This is a genomic window from Brucella thiophenivorans (genome assembly GCF_002252445.1).
GTDB lineage: Bacteria > Pseudomonadota > Alphaproteobacteria > Rhizobiales > Rhizobiaceae > Brucella > Brucella thiophenivorans.
This window is the reverse complement of sequence record NZ_NNRJ01000052.1, coordinates 36,084-52,526: the sequence shown is the minus strand read 5'-3', so window position 1 is coordinate 52,526 and position 16,443 is coordinate 36,084. Positions and strand designations below refer to the sequence as shown.

Below are 16,443 nucleotides of genomic sequence, written 5' to 3'. Positions count from 1 at the left end.
AGATTGTTCCTTCGTTCAGGCAGGACAAGTTTTGCTAAACTCTGCCAATATTGATCCGGTATGCTGCCCCAGTGCGGGTACAGGTCCGGGTTGAATATCTTCGCCGTCTGTAAGAATGCCTGTGGCAAGCATACGCACGGGGCCGGTCGGTGTTTCTACTTCGATATAACGGTTTTGAGGATGTTCAGACAGATCCTCCATCGTCGACACACGCCCAAAGGCGATGTTGGCGATTTTTAAACGCTCAACAAGCTGATCGCGTGTGAGTGTTTTGAAGACTGCATTGATGATGTCGTTCAACGATACCCGATTGGCAACCCGATTTGAATTATTATCAAAACGCGGGTCTTTAGCCAGCTCAGCCTGATTGAGAACTTCAGCACAAAACTGATGCCATTCCCGCTCATTCTGAATCGAGAATAAAACTTCCTTGTCGTCACTGCCTGCATAAGCGCCGTAAGGTGCAATTGTCGGATGCGTCAGGCCATTACGCCCCAGTGTTTTTCCACCATACGTATACTGAAGATAAGGTACGTTCATCCAGTCGGCGAGAGCGTGGAAAAGCGATATGGAAAGATGCCGTCCTTGTCCGGTTTTTCCACGAGCGATCAGAGCTTGCAGAACGGCCTGATAGGCGGTCATTCCTGCCGCAATGTCACAGACAGATACGCCCACCCGCGTCATGCCTTCCGGCGTGCCGGTTATAGATGAAAGCCCGCTTTCTGCCTGAACGAGAAGATCATAAGCTTTCAAATATTGGAAAGGCCCTTCGTCTCCATAGCCCGATATAGACACTGTTATGAGCTGTGGATTCTCTTTGCGCAGTTTGTCTGGCGCAAAGCCAAGTCGATCAATGGCGCCGGGCGCGAGATTCTGAATAAACACATCAGCCTTGGTGATGATGTTTGAAAGTGTGGTGCGTGCCTGCTCTTCGCGAAGATCCAGACAAACCGACTCTTTGCCACGATTGAGCCAGACAAAGTAAGCGCTTTCACCGTGAACGAGAGCGTCATAGCCGCGGGCAAAATCGCCTTCAGGGCGTTCAATTTTGATAACGCGTGCGCCTGCTTCTGCAAGACGGGATGACACATAAGGCGCAGCAACTGCCTGTTCTACGGATACGACAAGGAGGCCTTCCAGATCGTTGGATTTCATTGAGCAAACCTTGGCTTCTTAAACTTTTTAAAGCGAAGCTCAGGGAGAGCTTCATGTTGCTCTAGAATTGGCCAAATAAGCTATCACTTCAAATAACAGCTTCCTCCATCGGTTATATCGCAATGTTATAATGCCTTATGGCGCGCCATATAAATTCGAATGCGGATGATTGGGGTGAACTATCACGTTTCGCTATACAGACCCGATTAAAAATATATTTCCAATATAGCACATCGTCGCCCATGCTTTTTCGAGAATTGATCGGATCAGTATCTATGCACACGATGATAGACAAAATATCGCTCCCGCTTTTTGTTCCGGCAGATAGGCCTGAACGTTTTGCAAAGGCTATAAATGCTCGCCCTGATGCAGTCATTTTCGATCTTGAGGATGCTGTCGCACCGGACAATAAAGCCGCAGCCCGTCAGGGACTTGCTAGAGTACTCGCAGAATTATCATCCGCTTTGCCTCTGATTGTGCGGATTAACGCGATCGGTACGGCATGGCATTACGATGATCTGCGCATCGTCAAGCAACTGCCACTTGCTGCCGTTATGTTGCCGAAGTCTGAAAGCGATGACAATATCAAGTGCGTTGCAGCCCGATGCGAACATCCTGTCATTGCCCTGATCGAGAGTGCCAAAGGGCTTGAGAACGCTCGCAAAATTGCAAAAACTTCTGCGCGTCTCGCATTTGGCTCCATTGACTATGCCGCTGATCTTGCGATGGGGCATACGCAGCTGTCGCTTCTGAATGCACGCAGCGAAATCGTATTGGCTTCTCGGCTTGCGAATATTCCGGCACCGCTGGATGGTGTGACAACGGCAATCAACGCCGAAGATATACTTCTTAATGATTGCGCTCATTCCGTGGAGCTTGGTTTTGGCGGCAAGCTGCTTATTCACCCTGCCCAGATCGTTTTAGCGCGCGAGGGCTTTAAGCCGTCACAAAAAGAACTCGATTGGGCTTGCCGCGTTTTAGACGCTGCTCAAAGCGGCGATGCTGCACTTCGTGTTGATGGTGCCATGGTTGATGCGCCCGTCATATTGCGTGCCCGTCAGATTTGCCTGCGTGCTGGTACTGAATTCAAGACTGAAGGCTGATGACGATGTCCGTCACAAACACTCTGGCTCATTTCGCAACCGACACTTCTTCTGCCAAAATTCCTCAAGAGGTCAAACAACGTGCGCTTGCACTTGCAACGGATCTGATTGGATCTGGCATACGCGCCGCACATGAAGCCGATTCCACAGCATCCATTCTGGCAATGCTAAGACGGATGGGAATGGATGGGGATGGCGAGTGCACCGTATTCGGGCTTAATCGTCGCTATCCACCCGCTGCTGCTGCCCTTTTAAACGGTGCATTCGGGCATTCTCTTGATTTTGACGACACACATGCCGACAGTTCCTTGCATCCCAGTGCACCGGTTGTTCCCGCAGCCTTTGCGGCAGCCGAAATGACTGGTGCGTCGGGCGACGATCTTCTTGCAGCGATTGTTGTTGGCTTTGAAGTTTGTTGCCGGCTTGGAATGGCACTGGATCCAGGCGCGCATTATGCACGCGGTTTTCACCCCACTGCTACTGCCGGTACGTTTGGTGCCGCCGCTGCAGCCGGGCGAATTTTCGGTCTTGATACAGATGCCATGGTGAGCGCTTTCGGCGTTGCTGGTAGTCAGGCATCGGGCTCACTGCAGTTTTTGATCAATGGAGCATGGAACAAGCGCTATCAGGTTGGCGAGACGGCGATGAAAGGGCTGATGGCAGCGACACTCGCATCCGAGGGTTTTGTCGGTGCGATTGATGTTATCGATGGCAAGCATGGTTTCCTGAAAGGCTATAGCGACAATGCCGATCCTGCCCTTGTAATTACCGGGCTCGGTTCTGTCTGGGAAACCATGAATATCGGCGTCAAGCCTTATCCGGCTTGTCGTTACACCCACGCTGCTGTCGATGGCCTTCTTGCACTCAAGCGTGAGCATCAATTCAAGGCAGATGACATCGAAAGTATTACCGTCGGGCTGCATATAAACGGTATCACGCTGGTCGGTGCGCCACTCGATAAGAAACGCCGATCCCGTACGATCGTCGAAGGTCAGTTTTCCATGCCGTTTGCGGCAGCGGTCGCATTGCTGCGCGGGGAATTTGGCTGGGACGATTACGATCTGTTGGGCGATCCGCAAGTTGATGCGCTGAGCGATCGGGTGGATGTCGTACATGATGAACGGCTGGAAGGGCTCAAGCATCCTTTTGGTGCAACGCTTGACGTCACCGTGGATGGCAAAACGCATCGCCTGCGTATTGCTGACCCCTCTGGCGAACCCGAAACGTTTCCTTCGCCTAAGGCACTGGCGGCAAAGTTCAGCACACTTGCTGGCCCGGTATTAAATGCCGACGCCGATGTGCTTTTCAGCAAGCTGCAAAACCTGCCTTCAACTGCGGATATTCGCACGCTTTTGTCCTGAGTAATTTTATCGAAGCGCGAGATCAGTGAAGTCAATCTCGTGCCGCTCGCTCTTCCGGAGTATGACCAGTGAATGATTTTCTGAATCCAAATGAAGCCTTTGCCGATATTCGCGACGGTATCAGGACCCTTTGCCAAAGCTTTCCGGCTGAGTATCATCGCCGCATCGATGAAGAGCGTGCCTATCCTGATGAATTTGTGGCAGCTTTGACGCGCGAAGGCTGGATGGCAGCACTGATCCCGGAAGAATATGGTGGAGCAGGTCTTGGTCTAACCGAGGCCTCTGTCATCATGGAGGAAATCAATCGTGCGGGCGGTAATTCGGGCGCATGTCACGGACAGATGTATAATATGAATACGCTGGTCCGGCATGGTTCCGAAGAGCAGCGGCGACATTATTTGCCAAAAATTGCTTCCGGCGAATTGCGTCTTCAATCCATGGGCGTGACCGAGCCAACAACCGGCACGGATACGACACGTATTAAAACGACCGCTATCAAAAAGGGCGACCGCTACGTCATAAATGGTCAAAAAGTCTGGATTTCGCGTATCCAGCATTCTGATCTCATGGTTCTTCTTGCGCGCACGACACCGCTCGATCAGGTGAAAAAGAAGTCTGAAGGTCTATCCATTTTCCTCGTCGATATTAAAGATGCCATCAAGCAGGGTATGGAGGTGCGCCCCATACGCAATATGGTCAATCATGAGACCAATGAGCTATTTTTCGATGATCTTGAAATCCCTGCTGAAAATCTGATCGGGGAGGAAGGCCAGGGGTTTAAATATATCCTGACCGGCCTCAATGCCGAACGCGCATTGATTGCAGCAGAATGTATTGGTGACGGTTATTGGTTTATCGACAAAGTGGTTGAATATACCAAGGAGCGCATCGTTTTCGGTCGTCCCATAGGTCAAAATCAAGGCGTCCAATTCCCGATTGCACAGGCGCATATCGAGATTGAAGCCGCTAATTTGATGCGCTATCAGGCCTGCCGATTGTACGATGCCGGAAGACCCTGTGGTGCAGAGGCCAACATGGCAAAATATCTCGCGGCTCAGGCTTCATGGGAAGCCGCCAATGCCTGCATCCAATTTCACGGCGGCTTTGGTTTTGCCAGCGAATACGATGTTGAACGCAAATTCCGTGAAACCCGCTTGTATCAGGTTGCGCCAATATCCACCAACCTCATCTTCAGCTATGTCGCCGAACACGTTCTCGGTCTTCCCCGCTCATATTGAGATTTGTCATGTCTGAGAAAATCGATGTCGAACATCTGAAAAAATGGCTGGGTTCCGAGCGTGAAACTTTCGATATCATCACGCCACGCCTTGCAAACGGATTGGCCGCGGTTCTCGATGAACCATGCGACCTGAAGGCAGGCGATCTTGCGCCGGTTGGTATCCACTGGTGCCTGTCTCCAGACATTGTGCCGATGTCTGGCCTTGGTGCAGATGGTCATCCTGCCCGCGGTGCATTCCTGCCGCCGGTGCAGCTACCCCGCAGAATGTGGGCGGGCGGAGAACTCTGTTTCTCCAGCGGTTTTCGGGTCGGGGATAGTGTTCGTCGCCTTTCACGGGTTGATGATATTGCCGTCAAAGCGGGGCGCAGCGGAACGCTGTGCTTCGTCACTGTTCATCACGAATATTCTGTCGATGGTAATGTCATACTCAATGAACGTCATGATATTGTCTATCGTGCGCTGGAAGCGCCGAGTGATAATAAGCCGCCCAAGGCGGACTTTGTCGAACCGGATATGATGCTTGAAATCGATGGAACGCCGACGTTGCTTATGCGTTATTCGGCGGTGACCTTTAATGGTCACAGAATTCATTATGATCGTGATTATTGCATTGATGAAGAGTTTTACCCAGGCCTGATCGTGCATGGCCCGCTTCAAGCAAATTACATGCTGCGTATGGCGTATCAGTTAAATGATAATCGTTTGCCAAAGCGCTTCAGCTTCCGGGGCCTGTCGCCGTTGTTTGATGGTTCATCCTTTACGATTAACGCCAAACGCGAGGACAGCGGCAACAGGTTCTGGGTTTTGAACGCTGATGGTGCTATGACCATGCAGGCTCAAACGTCTGATGATTGAGAATTGAAAAAAACGGCCGGAAGTTCCGGCCGTTTTCATATCAGGCGTGCTTAATCGGGATCGGTACATAGTCAAAGGCATCGCCCTCGCGCCGGATGTGACCAAGGCCAGGGAACGGAAAGTGATAGCCGATCATCGGCATTTCATCCGTGGACGCCATGTCGAAAAGCTTCATTCGGGTCTGTGCTGCTACTTTGGGATCGCTGTCGAACGCAAATTCCCATTGTGGATTCTGAAACAGCAAAGCGTAGTGATGCACAACATCGCCGACATTGAGGAAGGTTTTATCGCCTGACGAGATTACGTAGGATGTATGCCCCACCGTATGCCCCGGCGTTGTCAATGCTGTTACGCCCGGCAACACTTCCTTATCGTTTTTTACGAAATGCATGCGGTCACGATATGGCAAAAGGTTTTTGCGCGCACCTGCTACAAACTTCGGCACAAAGCCATCCGCTTTTAGCTTTTCTTCATCTGTCCAGAAATCGAAATCAGCCTCAGAAATATGCACTTGTGCATTTGGAAAATTCAAGTTGCCATCTTCTGCCACCATGCCCCAGCAATGGTCGCAATGCGCATGTGTTAAAACAATATCATCAATATCTGCGGGATTTATGCCAGCAGCCGCCAGATTTTTAAGCATCCGACCCGATTCCGGCCCGAAGAGCTTGTCCGCTCCCATACCACTGTCGAACAAGACAAGCCTGTCGCCCGTATTGATGACGAGACAATTTTGTTCCAGCATCATAGGCTTTACCGGTAGAAATTCACTTTTCATAATCTCAGTGATTTCGTCGGCGGGTGCAGCCGGAAACTGGTCAGTTGCTGACCCCAGATCAAGCAAACCATCCGAAATGATTGAGGCTTCAATATCGCCGATATTGAAGCGGTACCAGCCTGGAATGGTCGTGCCAAGTTTCTCAGCTTTAGCGAAAGCCGATGAGGGTGCAAGTGCGTCGAAACTTGAAGCAAATGCACTTGCCCCCATGGCGACTAACAGGTGGCGACGATTGATATAAGGCGTGAATAATTTAGTCATGACCCCTCCTCCCAAGAAAGGCAGAGCGTCCTTGTTGAAAGTCGGCGCTCTGAATGCGGCAGAACTCACACACGGAGGCTAGGGCCAATAAATCTGGAAGCCAAAGACAGCTTTTATCTAGGCGCTATAATAAAATTCGTGGAGCGAATTTCTCAACTCTCTCGGATGGCCTCTTCAAGGTTTTGCGCAGAAGGCGCTGCAAGCCGTTGATTGATTAACTGCGCTGCTGCCTCGCCTGCGCAAAGCATATAGTTCTCATCCCGATGCAGAAGTACGACGGCGAAGGCGCCATCAAGCAACAGAATGATCTGACGCGCAAGAATTCGAGCCTCGTCGGGGGCTTGCTGTTCTTCGAAAATCGAACACAGCCAATCTTCGACCCGCATCTTGTGTATGCGTGCAGCAATCATGGCGGGGTGGCCTGGAAATTGAATGAGTTCAACAGACGTTCGAAGAAAGCCACACCCTTTCCATTTGGGGTGTTTTGCAGACCGGGCGAGATTAAGGAAAATACCGCGCACTTTGTCTGCGACACTGCCTTCTGTCTCCGCAAACCAGCGCTGGAATAGCAGGAGATTGGGCTGGTCGCGCGCCTCAAGATAGGCAGCAATCAGATCATCTTTGCTGCTGAAATGATAATAGAGGGTTCGTTTCGTCAGTCCCGCGTTTTGGGCGACCGTATCGACGCTGACATCGCGAATGCCTTCCGCGTGAAACAACTTTCCGGCTGCCTCAATAATCCTCTCTCGTGTGGAAATACGGGTTTTGACCATATCCAAAAGTATACCGACTAGTGAATATACACAAGCGCGTGATGCAGGTATGTTTACACGATGAGGATTCAACCTTCGCAAGACAGCCGCTTTGATGCGGAGCCAGTCACTATTGTCTGCCATGACGCGGTCCGTCTCGGTGGGCATTACTGGCGTACCGCCGAAGAAAATCGACTGGGAACCGTCATCATCAACCCTGCAACAGGTGTGCTTGCCCGATATTATCATCGTTATGCACGGTTTCTGGCATCGCATGGTTTCGACGTCATCACCTATGACTATCGGGGAATAGGTCTTTCCAGACCTGAACGCCTAAGGGAGTGTGATTATCGCTGGCGCGACTGGGGTGAGCGCGATTTCGAAGCGGTCCTGCGGTTTGCTGGGAACCGAGGCGGCGGCGGTCATTTGATCGTGGTCGGACACAGTATCGGAGGCTTTCTTCCGGGGCTTGCTCAAAGCGCATATCGGATCGACCGAATGTTAACGGTCGGCGCACAATATGCATGGTGGGGCGATTATGCTTTGCGTCGACGGCTTCCACTGGTGCTTAAATGGCATGTCGTCATGCCTCTATTGACCGCAATCTTAGGATATTTTCCAGGCCGTAAACTTGGTTGGCTGGAAGATCTACCATCAGGTGTTGCCAATGAGTGGAGTTTTCGAGGGCCGCGGTTTGAGCGCAGTCATTCGCGTTCAGAACGGCAACAAGCAATAGCTCGCATGGCCTCTATGACAGCCCCGACGCTTGCTGTTGCGTTCTCAGACGATGAACTTGGCACGCCCGCCGCAATTGGGCGCACGCTTGATTACTATGTCAGTGCCGAGCGGACTTCGGTTCTCCTCCAGCCATCAGATTATGATTGTGACGCAATCGGCCATTTCGGGCTTTTCCACGATAGTCATGTCAATGGCTTCTGGCTCGATACGTTGATGTGGCTTCGTGAAGGCCGTAATCCATGGCCAAATAACATCATCAAGGTTTGAATCAGAAGTGTTCCAGAGTTTCCGCCGCTCTTGATGACAATCATGCCGATTTGGTCAGCTGTTCCAGCAAGCTTTTGGCAGGCAATGTAAGGTCTGCATCGTCGCGCACGCAGACAGACAATTGGCGCATTGCCCAGTGGTCCATAAGTCGAGTAATGGCGATGCGGCTTGAGTGCTTGCAGCGACGTGCTGCCGATTCCGGCACGATACCAATACCCACTCCCTTACCCGCCATGTGGCAAATATTATCAAAACTTGGAAGTGTAATGCGGAATTTGAGTTTCGCACCAAGCTGCGCTGCCTGAAAAGAGATATGCTGCTGCAATGCACCATTGGTCAGGCCGATAAAATGCTCATTCAACAAATCGGCGAGGCGAAGTTGCGGTTTGAGTGCGAGCTCATGATCCGGCGCAAATACCACGACCAGTCGATCAACGGCGAACGGGTACAAAATCAGACCGCTGGTCTCGCCAGCACTCGATAGAATTCCCAATTCCGCAAAGCCTGCCGAGATACTTCTCGCAATATCTGTACTTTGTCGTTCTTTCATTTCGACATCGATTTGAGGATTGACCGCCATCCATGATGCCAACCTTTCTGGCAGATATTCGGTAATGGCTGCCGTGTTGGCCAGAATGCGAACTGTGGCGCGCATTCCCTTCGCATAATGTCCCAGTTCACCACGCATTTGCGCCATTTGGTGAAGGATCGTACGTGCATGATGGGCAAGTGCTTCACCTGCTTCTGTTGGAACCACACCCCTGCGCCCGCGATGAAGTAGCAGGACTTCACCTGTAAGTTCCATATCGCGCAAGCGTTCGCTTGCGGCGGGCAGGGAGAGACTTGCTTCCACAGCACCGTGCGTGATGCTACCGGCATCGACAACGGCAAGAAACAATCGAAGGTCGGTTAAATCAAATCGCATTTGCGAAGATTACACAACAATCAGCCTTCGGTATAGCCGAAGTCAGGTACCGATTTATCCACATTGCGGATGATCGTTTTATTTGTGATTTTTTGGCATGTCTGATTTCTCTTTTCCGTTATTATCTATCGTCTTTTTGACTTTTCTGGTCGCTGGCCTTGTCAAGGGCGTCACCGGAATGGGGTTGCCAACCGTGGCCATGGGCGTGCTTGGTGCGCTTGTCTCGCCACTTGCGGCTGCAAGCCTGCTGATCGTGCCTTCGCTTGTTACCAACATCTGGCAACTTCTGGCCGGGCCGAGCTTCGGTGCGCTCTTGCGGAGACTCTGGCCGATGATGCTGGCTATTTCTGCGGGGACGGTAATTGGATCGGCATGGATCGCCAATATCGATCCTGACCTGACGGCAGGCCTGCTTGGTCTCGCTCTGGTTATTTATTCCGGTTACACACTCTGCGCACGTCAGATCACTGTCGCACAAAGAACTGAATACTGGCTGTCGCCATTGATTGGGTTAATGACCGGCTTGATCACGGGTGCAACAGGCGTGTTTGTCATTCCGGCCGTACCCTATCTTCAGGCTCTTGGTCTGTCTAAAGATGATCTGATTCAGGCGCTCGGCATATCATTTACAGTTTCAACCATAGCAATGGCTATTGGGCTTGGGACACATGGAGCTTTTCAGGTTGAGCAGCTTGTTCTTTCAACCGGCGCACTTATTCCGGCGTTGATTGGCATGTGTGTGGGGCAATTCGTTCGTCAACGGATTAGCCCTATTACCTTCCGCCGCGGTTTTCTGGTTTGTCTTTTGCTGCTTGGGTCCGAGATGGCGGCTAGACCGTTCATGTGACCACCCTTCATTATACAAACGAAATTTTTATCGCGCACGAAACTGCGCGCGCACTATTTTGCCCTGAATTTGAGCAGCAATAAATTACGGTTTGCAATTTCTGAAAGTATTCGATTAATATTTAACAAATGTCAAAATATGATTTGTTGGCGCGATCTGCCATTTGTTGCAGCGCCACAAGTGCCTTCAAAAAACCTGTTTAAAAACGCGTATTTGCGGGGTTTTTCCGGGTGTTAAGCGAAATATGTTGACAAACGATAATGACTACTGACAAATGTCAGTATCGGGTGACATAGTTCGGGTGAGCTGGTGTAGCCGGTGCATTTGAGGGTGGGAGCCCTTGATATTGGGAGGAGATGACGTGTCATCGAACGGCGTGGACAGGCAGACACTCTTTCTGCTTTTGATCAATGTTGCAGTGCTTGCTGCTGGAGCTGCATTTGCAGGCGCCAACTTTATGGACAGCTATAATTTGCAGTCCATGGCAGCACAGGTTCCAGAGCTCGGCCTTCTGGCGCTCGGCGTTATGCTCGCTATGATTTCGGGAAATGGCGGTATTGATCTGTCTGGTATAGCTCTTGCTAATCTTGCAGGCATTATCGCTTTTCTTTTGACGCGCAATTTCATTCCGGTAGATGATGCGCCGCTTCTGTTTTCATGGACTTTCGCTGGTCTGGCGCTGGTGGTTGGACTGGTTGGCGGACTGATAAACGGCATTATGATTGCCTATGCTCGTCTCACGCCGCTGATTGCCACGCTCGGCACGCAGCTCGTATTTACTGGATTTGCGGTGTTTCTCACCAATGGTTCGGCCATCAGTCTGGGCTACATTGAGCCGCTAGATAATTTCGGCAATATGCCCATCCTGAGCATCCCAATGTGCTTTGCTTTGTTTCTTGCTATAGCCGCATTGCTGGCATTTGTGCTCAAATATACGCCGTTTGGTGTCAAGCTGATGTTGTTGGGCAGCAATTCAAAGGCTGCTCGGTATGGCGGCATCAACGAAAAGCGTATGCTGCTTTTAACCTACACAATCTGCGGTGTGCTTGCGTCAGTTGCAGGGATTATCATTGCAGCCCGCAACTCATCAGTGAAATGGGATTACGGCGGCTCCTACGTGCTCATTGCAATTCTGATCGCAGTGCTTGGCGGCGTAAAGCCGGAAGGCGGATATGGCAAAGTGTTGTGTGTACTTCTTGCTGCGACTGCACTTCAGATTCTCTCAAGCCTGTTTAATTTCATGAACATTTCCAATTTTTTCCGCGATCTGGCGTGGGGCGTATTGCTGCTGGTTTTGTTGGCATCGGCCCGTGTGCACATCGGTTACTGGCTTCGGCTGAGGCGATGACCAATTCTCTGATGGGTTTGGCCGGGAGGGAACTTGCCGACCCAAAAGAGTGAAGTTCGAGAATAAGCATCTTTTATTATTGGAGGAAAAATATGCGTAGAATTTCCAAACTTATGACCTGTACAATGCTTGCCGGGCTTGCAGGCGTTATGTTGGCCGGAACTGCCATCGCGCAGGACAAGCCGACAATCACCACCGTTGTGAAGGTGACTGGTGAAAACTGGTTTACCCGCATGAACGAAGGTGTCGATGCCTATGGCAAAGACAATACCAATGTCAGCACGAACCAGGTCGGCCCGGCGAAGGCTGATGCGGCTCAGCAGGCACGCATTCTCGAAGATCTCGTTGCCAAGAATGTCTCTGCGATTGCCGTTGTGCCAATGGATCCATCCGCCCTTGAAGGTGTTCTGCGCCGCGCCGCACAACGTGGCATCAAGGTTATTGCGCATGAAGGCGACAGCATGACCAATGTCGATGTCGACATTGAAGCATTCGATAACAAGGCCTTTGGCAAGCGTATCAACGAAGCGCTTGCAAACTGCATGGGCAAGTCGGGTAAATGGACTTCCTTCGTGGGTTCACTGGGTAGTCTGACCCACAACCAGTGGGTTGACGCTGGCGCAGAAAATGCAAAGCAGTATTCGGAAATGGAACTGGTTGCCGAGAAGAATGAATCCTTCAACGACGCCAACAAAGCCTATGAAAAGGCCAAGGAAATTCTACGCAAATATCCGGACATCAAGGGCTTTCAGGGTTCTTCTGCAATTGACGTGATCGGTATTGGCCGCGCTGTTGAAGAAGCCGGCCTTCAGGATAAAACCTGCGTCTATGGTCTTGGTTTGCCGAAAGACACCGGCCCATATCTCGATACCGGCGCTGTTGACCAGATATTCTTCTGGGATCCGAAGGATGCTGGGTATGTGATGAACAAGGTCGCTGATCTGGTTCTGCAAGGTCAGGAAATCAAGGACGGAATGGACCTTGGTGTTCCGGGCTATGAGAAAGTCACCGTCGTTAAAGGTCCAGGCAAAGGCGTGATCATTCAGGGTCAGGCATGGGTGGACGTCGACAAGTCCAACTATAAGAACTATCCGTTCTGATAACGAATAGATCCAATCAATAGGGTTCCGGGGCTGTTTCGCACCACGACAGCCCCGGAACCAATGCATCACTAAGAATATCTGAGAGTTTCGGGAATTTTCCATGCACGCTACAGATTCAAAAACTGCATCACCGCCACCATTTCTTGAAATCAGAAACGTCAAGAAATCCTTTGGTGGCGTCAAGGCGCTTAAAGAAGTCAGCCTTGTGATTGAAGCAGGCCAGATCTACCATCTGATGGGAGAGAATGGCTGTGGCAAAAGTACGTTGATCAAAATTCTTTCCGGCGCACAGCCTGCCGATGAAGGGCAGATTTTCATTGATGGTGAACCAACAGGCGCCCGTGCAGGCGACATTGGTGCCATCGGTTCTTTGCGCGCGGGAATTGAAACCGTTTATCAGGACTTATCGCTGCTGCCCAATCTTTCAGTAGCAGAGAATGTTGCCTTTACTGAACAGCTTGTCGAAGCTTCTGGCAAGCTTGCCCGCAGGCTCGATATTGCAGGACTGCATGAAACAGCGCGACGCGCATTGGCAGAAGTTCATCTGCCGACAGATGGCGCATTTCTAAAGCGCCGCACAGATACGCTGCCGCTTGCAACACGCCAGTTGATCGCCATTGCGCGTGCGGTCGCTTCCGAAGCACGTCTGGTTATCATGGATGAACCGACCACCTCGCTGACACGGCAGGAGGTTGTCAATCTTTTGCGCGTTGTCGAGAAGCTGTTGAAAAAAGGCGTTGCCGTTCTTTTTGTCACGCACAAGCTCGATGAGTGTAAATCACTGGGCGGTCGCGCACTTATCATGCGCGATGGTTTGAAGGTGGCGGAACTTGATGTTGCCACGCATACCAAGGCCGAATTCAGCCATTGGATGACAGGCCGCGAGATCAGCGAAACGCGCTATCGCACGGATGCGAAACTTGGTTCGGTGATGCTGGATGTCGATCAGCTAAGCGATGGACAAAACTTTCAGTCGGTCTCGCTGACAGTTAAAAAGGGCGAAATTCTTGGCATTACCGGATTGCTCGATTCAGGGCGCAATGAGCTTGCTCTGGCGCTGTCGGGCGTTGTGCCTGCGCAATCGGGCACGATAAAACTGAATGGCAAAGATATCGCACCGCAATCTGCAGCCGACGCTATTAAATATGGTATTGGCTATGTTCCCGAAGATCGACTGACGGAAGGCCTTTTCCTTGAAAAGCCTATTCAGGACAATATCACGCTGCCAATTCTGAACCGCCTGCGCAATGCTCTGGGTGTCATCAGTTCGCGCAGAGCCCGAAAAGTTGCGGAAGATAGCGTTTCCGATCTGCAAATTGTTGCACCCGATGTTTCTATCCCTGTGCAATCGCTTTCCGGCGGCAATCAGCAGCGTGTCTTAATCGGTCGCTGGCTAACTATTAATCCGCAACTGCTTATCCTGCATGGACCAACGGTGGGTGTGGATGTGGGATCGAAAGACACAATTTTTCGCATCATCCAGCGTCTCGCCGACGATGGGATGGGTGTCATCATAATTAGCGATGACTTGCCTGAGCTTTTACAGAATTGCGACCGCATTCTGGTCATGCGCCAGGGCCGTATCGTTGCTGCACACAATGCCGATGGACTGACTGAAGACGCGATCTACGCATCCATGGCCAGCACTGCAAAGGAGATCGCGCAATGACCGATATTGTTTCGGCAGAAAAATCCGGCGCTCAAAACCGGGGCATTTTGCGCCGCGCATGGGATTTGATGGGAACAAGACCCGAGCTTTTCACGCTGTTGCTGGTGGTCATTACCTGTCTGGTTGTTATTGCTGCAAACCCTGATTTTCTTCAGATGAGCAATATGGTCGATATTCTGCGTGCTTCCGTGGTGCGGGGACTGTTTGCCATGGGTGTGCTTGTGGTGCTTGCATCCGGCGGTATTGACGTATCCTTTACTGCAATCGCTGCATTTGTGATGTATGCTTTGACCATGCTGGTGACGAACTGGTTTCCAGAAATGCCCATGGCGGTCATTCTGGTGCTTGCAGCTACGGGGGGCGCTTGTTTTGGCGCGCTGAACGGCTTTCTCGTGCAGAAGCTGCACGCGCCATCGCTGATTGTCACCATTGGAACGCAATATGTCATAAGAAGCTTCCTGCTGACTTTCGTTGGCACAGCGCTGTTCATGAATATTCCGTCCGCAATGGATGCTTTCGGCAAAGCTTCCTTGTTTACGCATCAGGCATCAAATGGCGTTGTTTCGGTCCTGCCTGCAACTGTGCTTGTACTGGTTGTTGCGGCTTTTGTGACGTGGTTCATTCTTGAACGCACTTTGATGGGCCGTGCGATCTTTGCGGTTGGCGGCAATCCCTCCATCGCTGAACGCCTTGGTATCAACCTCTTCCGTGTGCGTATTTTTGTCTTTGCCTACGCGGGGCTACTGGCGGGCATTGCCGGCGTTGTGCATGTTTCGAGCAATCGCTTAGCCAATCCGTTTGATCTCGCGGGGATGGAGCTTGAAATCATTGCAGCGGTTGTACTTGGCGGCGCTCGCATTACCGGCGGCTCCGGCTCGGTTATCGGAACGCTGCTCGGGGTTTTTCTCATCACGCTGGTCAGCAATGTGCTGATTTTTGTGGGCATCCCCAGCACCCTGCAACTTGCCATTATCGGCATCTTTATTTTGCTTGCAGGCACAATTTTCGCGCTGCGCAATCGTAGCTAATACATTCAATGGCGAGCCTAGCTGTTCGTCATCTGGGAGGATTTCATGTCTCACGATGTGTCCGTTATCGGACTTTATATTCTCGACGTTCTCGGGCGCCCCGTGGATGCAATTCCGCAAGGCGGCAATGTGGATTTCATCGATGAAATCCGACTGACCGTTGCCGGGACAGCAGGCGGAACCGTTGTCGATCTTGCGAAGCTTGGCCTCGATTGCCTCGCAGTGGGTGCAGTGGGAGATGATGAAAAGGCTGATTTTGTTCTTGCAACCCTGCAACGTTTTGGTGTCGATACAGCACAGATGCAGCGTCTCAAAGGGGTTCCGACGTCAGCGTCAATTCTCAATATTCGCCGCAATGGTGATCGCCCTGCCTTGCATGCGCGTGGCGCATCGGATCATTTTGAGGTTGCGGACGAAACACTTGATGCAGTTTTAGCGCCTCCGATTATCCACCTGGGTGGAACGGGCCTGCTTGCAAAACTTGATGGCGAGCCAAGCCGCAAATTGCTTGCCGAGGCAAAAGCGCGTGGCCGCACCACGACTTTCGATCTTTTGGGTGCCAATGAAGGCACGCTCGACCTGATTGCGCCGCTGTTTCCTTACATCGACTATTTCATGCCTTCGATTGAAGAAGCCAAGCAAATTTCAGGTGCTGACGATGTGGAAGGTGCCGGGCGCTTTTTCATCGACCGTGGTGTAAAGCACTGTGTCTTTACCCTCGGTGGCGATGGCGTTTGTTACATGGCAGCTTCGGGCGAGATATTGCGCCAGCCTGCATTCCAGATCGAAGTGGTCGACACAACCGGCTGCGGCGATGCTTTTGATGCAGGTTTCATCACTGCGCTTCATCACAAGATGGACGTAAAAACCGCTCTCAATTTCGCGCAGTCATCGGCAGCACTTGTTGCCACCGGATTAGGCTCTGATGCAGGTATTCGCTCTTTTGAGGATACGCTGCACTTTATGAACACCACGCCGATCAAGCATTAAATTTGAGGGTGCGGATATGTTTT

15 protein-coding genes are annotated in these 16,443 nt (G+C 51.3%); 11 read left to right on the top strand and 4 right to left on the bottom strand.

Annotated features, from left to right (window positions below; all coding sequences use genetic code 11):
• Window positions 1-15: 15 nt before the first annotated feature.
• Window positions 16-1,155 carry a CaiB/BaiF CoA transferase family protein gene (locus CEV31_RS16935; protein ID WP_094508743.1) on the bottom strand — a complete coding sequence of 380 codons (1,140 nt, stop codon included), beginning with the start codon at window positions 1,153-1,155 and terminating at the stop codon, window positions 16-18.
• A gap of 275 nt (window positions 1,156-1,430) precedes the next feature.
• Between CEV31_RS16935 and CEV31_RS16930 the strand changes: the two genes are divergently transcribed.
• The 4 genes from CEV31_RS16930 (at window position 1,431) to CEV31_RS16915 (ending at window position 5,714) form a co-directional block, all read left to right on the top strand.
• The gene (locus CEV31_RS16930; protein WP_210190944.1) at window positions 1,431-2,258 is read left to right on the top strand and encodes an HpcH/HpaI aldolase/citrate lyase family protein; all 828 of its coding nucleotides are present in this window, start codon (window positions 1,431-1,433) and stop codon (window positions 2,256-2,258) included.
• A gap of 5 nt (window positions 2,259-2,263) precedes the next feature.
• Complete coding sequence (locus CEV31_RS16925; RefSeq protein WP_235818142.1) at window positions 2,264-3,619, top strand: MmgE/PrpD family protein; 1,356 nt, start codon at window positions 2,264-2,266, stop codon at window positions 3,617-3,619.
• A gap of 68 nt (window positions 3,620-3,687) precedes the next feature.
• The gene (locus tag CEV31_RS16920) at window positions 3,688-4,857 is read left to right on the top strand and encodes an acyl-CoA dehydrogenase family protein (protein ID WP_235818141.1); all 1,170 of its coding nucleotides are present in this window, start codon (window positions 3,688-3,690) and stop codon (window positions 4,855-4,857) included.
• A gap of 8 nt (window positions 4,858-4,865) precedes the next feature.
• Window positions 4,866-5,714, top strand: a complete 849-nt coding sequence (locus CEV31_RS16915; protein WP_094508737.1) for an FAS1-like dehydratase domain-containing protein — start codon at window positions 4,866-4,868, stop codon at window positions 5,712-5,714.
• A 40-nt stretch (window positions 5,715-5,754) separates the two neighbouring features.
• On the opposite strand, the gene CEV31_RS16910 is transcribed toward CEV31_RS16915, so the two are convergent.
• A complete protein-coding gene (locus tag CEV31_RS16910) occupies window positions 5,755-6,753 on the bottom strand; it encodes an MBL fold metallo-hydrolase (RefSeq protein ID WP_094508734.1) in 999 nt (332 codons plus the stop codon).
• Between the two features lie 152 nt (window positions 6,754-6,905).
• Entirely contained in the window at window positions 6,906-7,526 is a 621-nt protein-coding gene (locus CEV31_RS16905) for a TetR/AcrR family transcriptional regulator (protein WP_094508732.1), read from the bottom strand.
• Between the two features lie 60 nt (window positions 7,527-7,586).
• On the opposite strand from CEV31_RS16905, the gene CEV31_RS16900 reads away from it, so the two are divergent.
• Window positions 7,587-8,510: an alpha/beta hydrolase family protein gene (locus CEV31_RS16900; protein WP_094508730.1), complete on the top strand. Its 924-nt coding sequence runs from the start codon at window positions 7,587-7,589 to the stop codon at window positions 8,508-8,510.
• 40 nt (window positions 8,511-8,550) lie between these two features.
• On the opposite strand, the gene CEV31_RS16895 is transcribed toward CEV31_RS16900, so the two are convergent.
• Entirely contained in the window at window positions 8,551-9,435 is an 885-nt protein-coding gene (locus CEV31_RS16895) for a LysR family transcriptional regulator (protein ID WP_094508728.1), read from the bottom strand.
• A 97-nt stretch (window positions 9,436-9,532) separates the two neighbouring features.
• On the opposite strand from CEV31_RS16895, the gene CEV31_RS16890 reads away from it, so the two are divergent.
• From CEV31_RS16890 to CEV31_RS16865, 6 genes are all read left to right on the top strand, one after another.
• The gene (locus CEV31_RS16890; RefSeq protein ID WP_094508726.1) at window positions 9,533-10,282 is read left to right on the top strand and encodes a sulfite exporter TauE/SafE family protein; all 750 of its coding nucleotides are present in this window, start codon (window positions 9,533-9,535) and stop codon (window positions 10,280-10,282) included.
• 361 nt (window positions 10,283-10,643) lie between these two features.
• The gene (locus tag CEV31_RS16885) at window positions 10,644-11,630 is read left to right on the top strand and encodes an ABC transporter permease (protein WP_094508724.1); all 987 of its coding nucleotides are present in this window, start codon (window positions 10,644-10,646) and stop codon (window positions 11,628-11,630) included.
• Between the two features lie 92 nt (window positions 11,631-11,722).
• Entirely contained in the window at window positions 11,723-12,730 is a 1,008-nt protein-coding gene (locus tag CEV31_RS16880) for a substrate-binding domain-containing protein (RefSeq protein WP_094508721.1), read from the top strand.
• Between the two features lie 103 nt (window positions 12,731-12,833).
• On the top strand, window positions 12,834-14,402 hold the full coding sequence (locus CEV31_RS16875; protein WP_094508719.1) for a sugar ABC transporter ATP-binding protein: 1,569 nt from the start codon (window positions 12,834-12,836) through the stop codon (window positions 14,400-14,402).
• Complete coding sequence (locus CEV31_RS16870; RefSeq protein ID WP_094508717.1) at window positions 14,399-15,430, top strand: ABC transporter permease; 1,032 nt, start codon at window positions 14,399-14,401, stop codon at window positions 15,428-15,430. The genes CEV31_RS16875 and CEV31_RS16870 overlap by 4 nt, the downstream gene beginning before the upstream one ends.
• A gap of 45 nt (window positions 15,431-15,475) precedes the next feature.
• A complete protein-coding gene (locus tag CEV31_RS16865) occupies window positions 15,476-16,420 on the top strand; it encodes a carbohydrate kinase family protein (RefSeq protein WP_094508715.1) in 945 nt (314 codons plus the stop codon).
• Window positions 16,421-16,443 lie beyond the last annotated feature (23 nt).

Coding starts and splice junctions, on each gene's coding strand:
- CEV31_RS16935 (WP_094508743.1), bottom strand. CDS start 1,155: ATGAAATCCAACGATCTGGAAGGCCTCCTTGTCGTATCCGTAGAACAG.
- CEV31_RS16930 (WP_210190944.1), top strand. CDS start 1,431: ATGCACACGATGATAGACAAAATATCGCTCCCGCTTTTTGTTCCGGCA.
- CEV31_RS16925 (WP_235818142.1), top strand. CDS start 2,264: ATGTCCGTCACAAACACTCTGGCTCATTTCGCAACCGACACTTCTTCT.
- CEV31_RS16915 (WP_094508737.1), top strand. CDS start 4,866: ATGTCTGAGAAAATCGATGTCGAACATCTGAAAAAATGGCTGGGTTCC.
- CEV31_RS16910 (WP_094508734.1), bottom strand. CDS start 6,753: ATGACTAAATTATTCACGCCTTATATCAATCGTCGCCACCTGTTAGTC.
- CEV31_RS16905 (WP_094508732.1), bottom strand. CDS start 7,526: ATGGTCAAAACCCGTATTTCCACACGAGAGAGGATTATTGAGGCAGCC.
- CEV31_RS16900 (WP_094508730.1), top strand. CDS start 7,587: ATGAGGATTCAACCTTCGCAAGACAGCCGCTTTGATGCGGAGCCAGTC.
- CEV31_RS16895 (WP_094508728.1), bottom strand. CDS start 9,435: ATGCGATTTGATTTAACCGACCTTCGATTGTTTCTTGCCGTTGTCGAT.
- CEV31_RS16890 (WP_094508726.1), top strand. CDS start 9,533: ATGTCTGATTTCTCTTTTCCGTTATTATCTATCGTCTTTTTGACTTTT.
- CEV31_RS16880 (WP_094508721.1), top strand. CDS start 11,723: ATGCGTAGAATTTCCAAACTTATGACCTGTACAATGCTTGCCGGGCTT.
- CEV31_RS16875 (WP_094508719.1), top strand. CDS start 12,834: ATGCACGCTACAGATTCAAAAACTGCATCACCGCCACCATTTCTTGAA.
- CEV31_RS16870 (WP_094508717.1), top strand. CDS start 14,399: ATGACCGATATTGTTTCGGCAGAAAAATCCGGCGCTCAAAACCGGGGC.
- CEV31_RS16865 (WP_094508715.1), top strand. CDS start 15,476: ATGTCTCACGATGTGTCCGTTATCGGACTTTATATTCTCGACGTTCTC.